Here is a 7541-nt window from a genome sequence, read left to right on the forward strand (position 1 = left end):
GATGCCGCATTGCTTCTTGCGAAAAGCCGGTACCCACCTTTTCGCTTTATGCTTTAGATTTTTCGGAGAGCTTTATGGACCAGCCCCTGCTGCCCGTCGAAGGCATCACCAGCGCCGCCGTCGTGGTGCGGGACCATCGCGCGTCGATGGAGCAATTCGCCCGCTTCTTCGGCATCGCCGATTGGCGCGTGCGGCGGTTCGACGGCAACGAGCTGATCGACGGCCATGTCCATGGCGACATCATGCACGCGAGCTGGATCAGCGCGCGGGGCAGCAACGGCCGGGTCGCGTTCGAGCTGATCCAGCCGGCCGGCGGCCAGAGCCTGTTCGAGCGCCATCTGCACCAGCGCGGCGAGGGCATGTTCGGCGTCCAGACAGCGGCTCTCGCGCCGGAGCGGATCGACGAGATCGCCGCGCGCGCCGCCGAAGCGGGGATCGCGACCTTGCAGGAATGCCGGCTCGGCGGCGAGCGCTTCGTCTGGCTCGACACAAGATCCCAGCTCGGCGTGGTGACGATCCTGCAGGGCGCACCGGGCGGCGAGCGGGTCGATCTCGGCGCCGCGGCCGGCGAGGGCCCGCCGCTGCCGGTCCAGAAACATTATCATTTCGGGATCGTCTGCCGCGACCGGACCGCGACCAAGCAAGCCTATGAGCGGCTCTACGGCATGGACAAGTGGATCGAGTTCAAGATCGAGACCGACGTCACGCTGACCGACACTTATTATTACGGCAAGCCGGTCAAGCACGCTTACGACAATTGGGTCGGCCGCCGCGACGGCTTCGGCGTCGAGCTGATCGAGATGCGCTACGGCGACGCGGTCTACCAGGAGATGCTCGACACGATCGGCGACGGCCCGCACCACGTCTTCCCGACGATCTGCAGCCCCGAGGAATTCGCCGCCGCCCAGAGTTTTTTCGCGGCCAACGACATGCCGATCATCCAGAGCGGCCGCATCGGCGGGCTGATCGACTATTTCTACGTCGACACCCGCCGCAAGCTCGCCGGCCTGACGCTCGAGGTGGTGACACCGCTCACCGAGAACTGGCTGGAGACGATGCTGCCGGGCGAGGCCTCCTACGTGCTGATGGGCCCGGACGTCTGATTCAACGAATGACCCACTAATTCCTCCCCCGGCTTTCCGGGGGAGGGGAACCGCGTAGCGGTGGAGGGGCGCCCTTCACGAGATGCCCCTCCACCACCCTGCGGGTGGTCCCCCTCCCCTGCAAATGCAGGGGAGGAACTGGAGGGAAGAGAATTAGCTCTCGGCCCACCATGGCCGCGCATCGGGATCGGGCACGGTCAGCACCTCGATCAACGTCGGGCCCTTGGCGTCGAACGACCAGCGCAGCGCCTCGTCGAGCTCAGCCGGATCGGCGACCCGCCTTGCCTCGAGCCCCTGGCCTTCGGCGATCTTGCAGAAATCGACGCCGACGATGTCGCTGCCGACCGGATTGCCGAGCCCGAAGCGCTGGCCGAACGCCTTCAGCGCCGAATAGCCGTGGTTGTTGACGATGATATAGCTGATCGGCAGCCCGAGCTGCGCCGCCGACCACAGCCCCTGGATCGAATAGAGGCTGGAGCCGTCGCCGATCAGGCCGATCACCTTGTCGCCGGGCTTGCCGAGCGCGATCCCGACCGCCGCGGGGAGCGAATAGCCAAGGCCACCGCTGGCGCTGGTGAAGAAGCCGTCGCGGCGGACGATCGGCAGATGCGTCTGCAGCGCCGGCCGCGAGCTCGGCGCCTCCTCGACGATGATGCTGTTCGCCGGCCGCGCGGCGGCAATGCGGTGCATCAGAAACGGTTCGGTCAGCGCGGCACCCGACGGCGGTGGCACCGGCTGGCGCGCCGGCGGCTCGGCGCGCTGCGGCGACGGCGACGCCTCGAGCAAAGCTTCGAGCGCGGGCTTGATGCTGGTCGTGATCGCCGTCCCGGTGGCCGCCCAGGTCGCGAGCGCCGGATCATCGACGAACTGGAACAGCTTGGCGCCCTCGGGGACATGCGGCCCGCTGCCCTCGACATGGTAGACGAAGGCGGGCGCGCCGATCACCAATATGACGTCGCTTCCCGCCAATGAGGCGACGACGTGACCCCGGTCGGCGGGCAGGAAGCCCGCGAACAGGGGATGATCCTCGGGGAAGCTGTTGCGCGGCGAATTGGGGCTGACCCAGACCCGCGCCCGATGCTTTTCGGCAAGCGCAATCATCTCGTCCCACGCATCCTCGAGCGCGATCCCGGGGCCGGCGACGAACGCGGGTTGCCGCGCCCCCGCCAGCGCCGCGATCGCTTCATCGATCAGCCCCGAGGCATCGGCGATCCGGTCGGCGACCCGCCGCACCTCGACCGTCTCGGCCGGCTCGTCCCAATCGTCCATCGGGATCGACAGGAACACCGGGCCGCGCGGCGGCTGCATCGCGACATAATAAGCGCGCGCGATCGCCGCCGGCACGTCTTGCGCGCGCGCCGGCTCGCACGCCCATTTGACGTGCGGCTGCGGGAATTCGGTCGCGCGTTCGGCGAACAGGAACGGCTCGAACGGCAGCAGCGAGCGCGCCTGCTGGCCGGCGATCACGATCAGCGGAGTCTGGTTCTTGCGCGCGGTGAAGAGGTTGCCGAGCGCGTGGCCGAGCCCCGCCGCCGAATGGACGTTGATCAAAGCGGCGTTGCGCGTCGCGTGCGCGAAGCCATCGGCCATGCCCAGCACCGAGGCTTCCTGGAGGCCAAGCACGTAGCGGAAGTCGTCCGGAAAATCGCGGAACATCGGCAGCTCGGTCGATCCGGGATTGCCGAAGATCGTCGTGACGCCGAGCTCGCGAAGCAGCTTGACCGTCGCGCTGCGCACCGTCTCGCGATTGGTCTTGAGCTCGACCTCCGGGCGCGCCTCATGGTCGGCGTCTGCAGCCATCATCTCTCTCCTTCGCGATCTGATCCCGAAGTTCGTCGGGACTCAATGCTTTGCACCTGCCGCTTTCGAAAACGGATAGGCCCGCGCCCCATAGCGGTCAATGCGACCCTCCCCCTAGAGCCGTCCGGCGCGCGTACCCTGCGCCGCCATTCCACAGGTGCAATCCGTACGGAGTTCTGACGGTGGTCGACGCGACATCCCCGAGCAGCACCCCCACCTAACCTCCCCCATCAAAGGGGAGGAATAAGGAGGTGCATCCCGCAGAAGCTGCCAGCCCGCTCCGCAAAAAGCCCTCTCCCTTGATGGGAGTCGAGCCGACGGTTCGTCCCCGGGACGAACCAGGAAGCGGCTCGACTGGTTGGGTGAGGGTGATGCCCGGCGTAAGATGATCAAGTGACAAGTGACACCTCGATGAAATTCGCCTCTGCGCCCGAGCGCCTCTCGCCGGAATGGCTGCTGCTGCTCCTGCTCATCGTCTCGCTCGCCTTCATGCAGCCGGGCTTCTGGGTGTCAGGCCTCCAGGCCGCGCCGACCGACTTCATCTACCCCTTGCTGCTCGTCGCTTCGGGCATTGCCATCGTGCGGGGACGCGCCGCCTTCGCCTGGCAGCCGGCCTATTGGCTGCTGATCGCCTATTTCGCCGCGATGCTGGTCTCCGCGCTCGCGGCGGGCTTTCCGCAACGATCCGCGCTCAAGTTGCTGACCCAGCTCTACCTGCTCAGCCTGCCGGTCCTGGTCTGCAGCCTCGTCAGCTCGCAGGCGCGGCTGCGCCAGGCGCTGCTCGCCTGGCTCGCCGGCAGCGCGATCGTCGCGCTGGTCGGCGTGGCGGCGGTGATCGCCTTCCTGATCGACCCGGAGAGCCCGTGGTTCGCGTTCGCGCGCTCCGATTTTGGGACATTGCCCACCGGCCCCTATCCGCGGCTGTGGCTCACCTTCCTCAACCCCAATCTGCTCTGCAATTATCTCACCGTCTCCCTCGTCATCCTGCTGGTCGCGCGCAGCCAGGGATGGCTCGCGCGGACCCCTTTTCTGCTGCTGCTCGGCGGGCTGTTGCTCAGCGCCGCCTTCACCATCTCGACCGGTCTCGGCGGCATCGCGCTCGCGATCGCGATCTGGCTGTGGGTGCTGCTGCGGAGCCGCAGCCAACTGCTCGCCCGCCTCCTGGTCGCCGGCGGCATCGCGGCCGCGGCGGCGTTCGTGCTGGCGGCGCTGGTGACGCCGGTGATTCCCCGCGACGTTCCGTTCCTGGTCCATCTCCCGGGCATCGACCGGCCGTTCGCGCCGGCGGTGCGCTGGCTGACGTGGCACCAAGCGATCGCCAATTTCCTCGCCGATCCTATGTTCGGCCGCGGCATCGGCAGCAATGCCGTCTCGGTCTATTATTGGGTGCCGTGGGGGCTCCACAGCCACCTCACCGACGCGCACAATGCGTATCTCAACATCGCCGTCCAATGCGGCCTGCTGGGCCTCGCCGCGTTGCTCGCGCTGATCGTCCATGTCTGGCGCCGGACGCGGCTGCCGAGCCCAGCCGCGCCCCACGATCTCGTCCCCTTCGGCCTCGGCTTGGCCTTCCTCGATGCCTTCGCCTACCAGGGCCTGACCGGCTCGTTCGAGGACGCGCGCCATTTGTGGGTGCTGCTCGGGCTGTTCCTGGCGAGCCTTCGCCTCCGCGCCGTCAGCCCAGAGGCGCCGTAAGCTCCAGACTCAATCCCGGTTTGATTGACCGGGATTGGTCTTTTCTTTTGTTTTCCGTGATTTCCGAGTTGTCCGGTGATTCCACCAGACTTGAAATCACTCTTAGCGGCGGAAGCAGCCCAACTCATGGTCGTTGACCAGGCCGGTCGCCTGCATCCAGGCATGGACGATCACCGGCCCGACGAAGCTGAACCCGCGCCGTTTGAGCGCGGCCGAAAGCCTGTCGGCCGCGTCCGAACGGCTGGTCGGTCCGGTGCCGTCACCGAGCAGCGGCTTTCCCCCGACCGCCTCCCAGGCGAAGGCCGAGAAATCTTCGCCGCCATCGCCCATGACGAGGAAAGCGCGGGCGTTGCGGATGGTCGCCTCGATCTTGGCGCGCGAGCGGACGATGCCGGCGTCGCCGAGCAGCCGGTCGACGTCCGCCTCGCCGAACCGGGCCACTTGCTCGGGATCGAAGCCGGCGAAGGCGGCGCGGAAGGCGTCGCGCTTGCGCAAGATGGTGATCCACGCCAGCCCGGCCTGAAAGCCGTCGAGCATCAGTTTCTCCCACAAGGCCCTGGCGTCGAATTCGGGCACGCCCCATTCGGCATCGTGATAAGCGGCGAGCAAAGGATCGCTCGTCGCCCAGCGGCAGCGTTGCTGTGCCTCGGTCATCGGCGAAGTATCAGGCGGCATCGTGGAATATGATCCCAAGCGTGTGCCGCTTGCCCGAACGCAGCCTGCTGACGCCGTGGCGCATCGTCACCCGATAGTCGCCGCGCGTGCCCTTGTGCGGGCGGGCATTGACGGCGAACAGCACCGCATCGCCCTTGCCGAGCGGCACCACGGACGGCCGCGACTGCATGCGCGGGCGCTGCTCGGTCAGCACGAACTCGCCGCCGGTGAAATCCTTGCCCGGCGCCGACAGCAGCACCGCGACCTGGAGCGGGAAGACGTGCTCGCCATAAAGGTCCTGGTGCAGGCAATTATAGTCGCCCGCCTGATATGCGAGCAGCAACGGCGTCGGGCGGCGCTGGCCGGCGGCATGACAGCGATCAAGGAACGCCTGATGATCGGCGGGGAAGCGCACATCGCTGCCCATCCTTTCGTGCCAGCGATTGGCGATCGGCGCGAGGCGCGGATAGAGCGCGGTGCGCAGATCCTGCACCAGCGGCGGCAGCGGATAAGCGAAATAGCGATATTCGCCCTGCCCGAAGCCGTGGCGCGCCATCACCACCTGGCTGCGGAACGCATCCGAAGGGCCATAGAGGGCGGCGGTAGCGTCGCACTCGCTGTCGCTCAGCAGGCCGGGCAGCACGGTCCAGCCATCGCGATCGAGATCGGCGGCCGCGGCGTCCCAATCGATCGCCGCGACGCGGGCGTCAGCGCCGCTCACCCCACGCTCCACATCTGCCGTCATGTCGTGGTGCTGCATCGTCATGGCATCATCCTAGCGGAACGCCGCGTTCGCCGCGCCCCGCTTCTTGCTTTCAAACCGACCGCGGCGACGCGAGCCGTCAGCCAGCGCGAGACGGCTGTGACTGGGGCGTTGAGGAACCGACTGGCCCGCAGCCCTCTCCATGACGCACCACTTACGCTCCCGGAGTAGGCGCGGCGACGGGGGGCGCGTAGAATTTCCTTCTATGGACGCTTCCCGTGAGGTGCCATCAGCCGGGCGACGGCTTTTTCAACACCGTCGACGTATAGCGGACGTTGGAGCCTGTCGATCAAGCAGGCGTCACCCCCAAAGTCCAACAGGAGGACACAATCGCAGAGGGCAAAACGTCAAAGGCCGTAGCGGCGGCGGGCGTCGTTCTCGGGATCGGGCTTGGCGGGTTCATTGACGGCATCCTGCTCCACCAGATCTGGCAGGTGCACGCGATGCTGTCGGCGAAAGTGCCGCTCGACACCATGGAGAACATGCAGACGAACATGACTGCGGACGGGATATTTCATGCCGTCGTCTGGGTCTTTACTCTCATCGGCATCATCATGCTGTTCAACGCGGCGAAACGCTCCGACGTGTCCTTCTCCGACCGCGCTTTCTATGGCTCGATGTTGGCCGGCTGGGGTGTCTTCAACGTCGTGGAGGGCGTCATCGACCACCACATTCTGGAGGTCCATCACGTGGTTGAGCGCCTCGGCCAGTCAGGGTGGGATTTACTGTTCCTCGCGGTAAGCGTCCTGCTGATCCTGGTCGGCTGGATGATCGCTAAGAGTGGACGCGACACGGCTTTAACCCAGGGACACAATACTTAATTTCGTTGTTCGGCGGCAATTTTGTAACGACGTTTTTTGATTAGTACTGTGTTCCCGAATAGCAGTGTCAGGCCTCCCCAGCGGCAGTGGTCCTTCTCTTCAGCCGGACAACCCGACCGGCGGCAGAGGAGGATCGCAATCCTCCCAGCTTTCTAAATCGCTTAGCCAGGCCTCAACCTCGCGAGCTTGGCGAACCTTCAGCGTGTCGATGAGGCTATCGTAGCAGTCGCGTGACCTGAGCCGATCAGGCTCCCGTATCACGGGACTGAGGACAAGATATCTCAGAACCTAAAAGGCTGTTTGAAAGCTAGCCACGGTTACCTATGCTGAGCTGTGATCATCGAAGGCCGCTACCTCGACGAACTTCTGCGGAAGCTGGTTAGCTGAATGGCCGAGATGGGCCAGAAGCGGTCAACAATGCTCAGCTCGCCAGCGGCCAAGACAGCCCACCGTGGCTCGTAATTTGCCAAGAAAGCTCAAACATTGGGAAGATTTGTGGGGCAGCCACTGGGGCTGATCGCAGAAAACCCGCAGAAAAATCAACAGTTTTTGCTTGACGCTGGTGACCCCTACGGGAATCGAACCCGTGTTTCAGCCGTGAAAGGGCCGCGTCCTAACCGCTAGACGAAGGGGCCGAACCGATCCCGCCGCGGCGATGCGCGGGACGAGTGGGGCGGGGCGGGACTTAAGGGAGCGCTGCTTGGC

General features: G+C 65.7%; 6 protein-coding genes and 1 tRNA gene. 3 read left to right on the forward strand and 4 right to left on the reverse strand.

What is annotated here, in order from left to right:
• Positions 1 to 74 precede the first annotated feature (74 nt).
• Complete coding sequence (locus V6M48_RS11920) at positions 75 to 1103, forward strand: VOC family protein (RefSeq protein ID WP_332812744.1); 1029 nt, start codon at positions 75 to 77, stop codon at positions 1101 to 1103.
• 153 nt (positions 1104 to 1256) lie between these two features.
• Here the strand turns inward: V6M48_RS11920 and mdlC are convergent, their stop codons facing one another.
• On the reverse strand, positions 1257 to 2903 hold the full coding sequence (gene mdlC / locus V6M48_RS11925) for a benzoylformate decarboxylase (protein WP_332812745.1): 1647 nt from the start codon (positions 2901 to 2903) through the stop codon (positions 1257 to 1259).
• A 411-nt stretch (positions 2904 to 3314) separates the two neighbouring features.
• Between mdlC and V6M48_RS11930 the strand changes: the two genes are divergently transcribed.
• On the forward strand, positions 3315 to 4598 hold the full coding sequence (locus tag V6M48_RS11930; RefSeq protein ID WP_332812746.1) for an O-antigen ligase family protein: 1284 nt from the start codon (positions 3315 to 3317) through the stop codon (positions 4596 to 4598).
• Between the two features lie 102 nt (positions 4599 to 4700).
• Here V6M48_RS11930 and V6M48_RS11935 read toward each other — a convergent pair whose 3' ends face one another.
• Positions 4701 to 5273 carry a DNA-3-methyladenine glycosylase I gene (locus V6M48_RS11935; protein WP_332812747.1) on the reverse strand — a complete coding sequence of 191 codons (573 nt, stop codon included), beginning with the start codon at positions 5271 to 5273 and terminating at the stop codon, positions 4701 to 4703.
• Positions 5263 to 6012, reverse strand: a complete 750-nt coding sequence (locus V6M48_RS11940) for a 2OG-Fe(II) oxygenase (RefSeq protein WP_332812751.1) — start codon at positions 6010 to 6012, stop codon at positions 5263 to 5265. Before V6M48_RS11940 ends, V6M48_RS11935 begins: the two co-directional genes overlap by 11 nt.
• Positions 6013 to 6290: 278 nt before the next feature.
• Between V6M48_RS11940 and V6M48_RS11945 the strand changes: the two genes are divergently transcribed.
• Complete coding sequence (locus V6M48_RS11945) at positions 6291 to 6836, forward strand: DUF2243 domain-containing protein (RefSeq protein ID WP_332812748.1); 546 nt, start codon at positions 6291 to 6293, stop codon at positions 6834 to 6836.
• Between the two features lie 560 nt (positions 6837 to 7396).
• Here the strand turns inward: V6M48_RS11945 and V6M48_RS11950 are convergent.
• A tRNA-Glu gene (locus tag V6M48_RS11950) sits at positions 7397 to 7471 on the reverse strand.
• Positions 7472 to 7541 lie beyond the last annotated feature (70 nt).

Source organism: Sphingomonas sp. (assembly GCF_036677245.1).
Lineage (GTDB): Bacteria > Pseudomonadota > Alphaproteobacteria > Sphingomonadales > Sphingomonadaceae > Allosphingosinicella.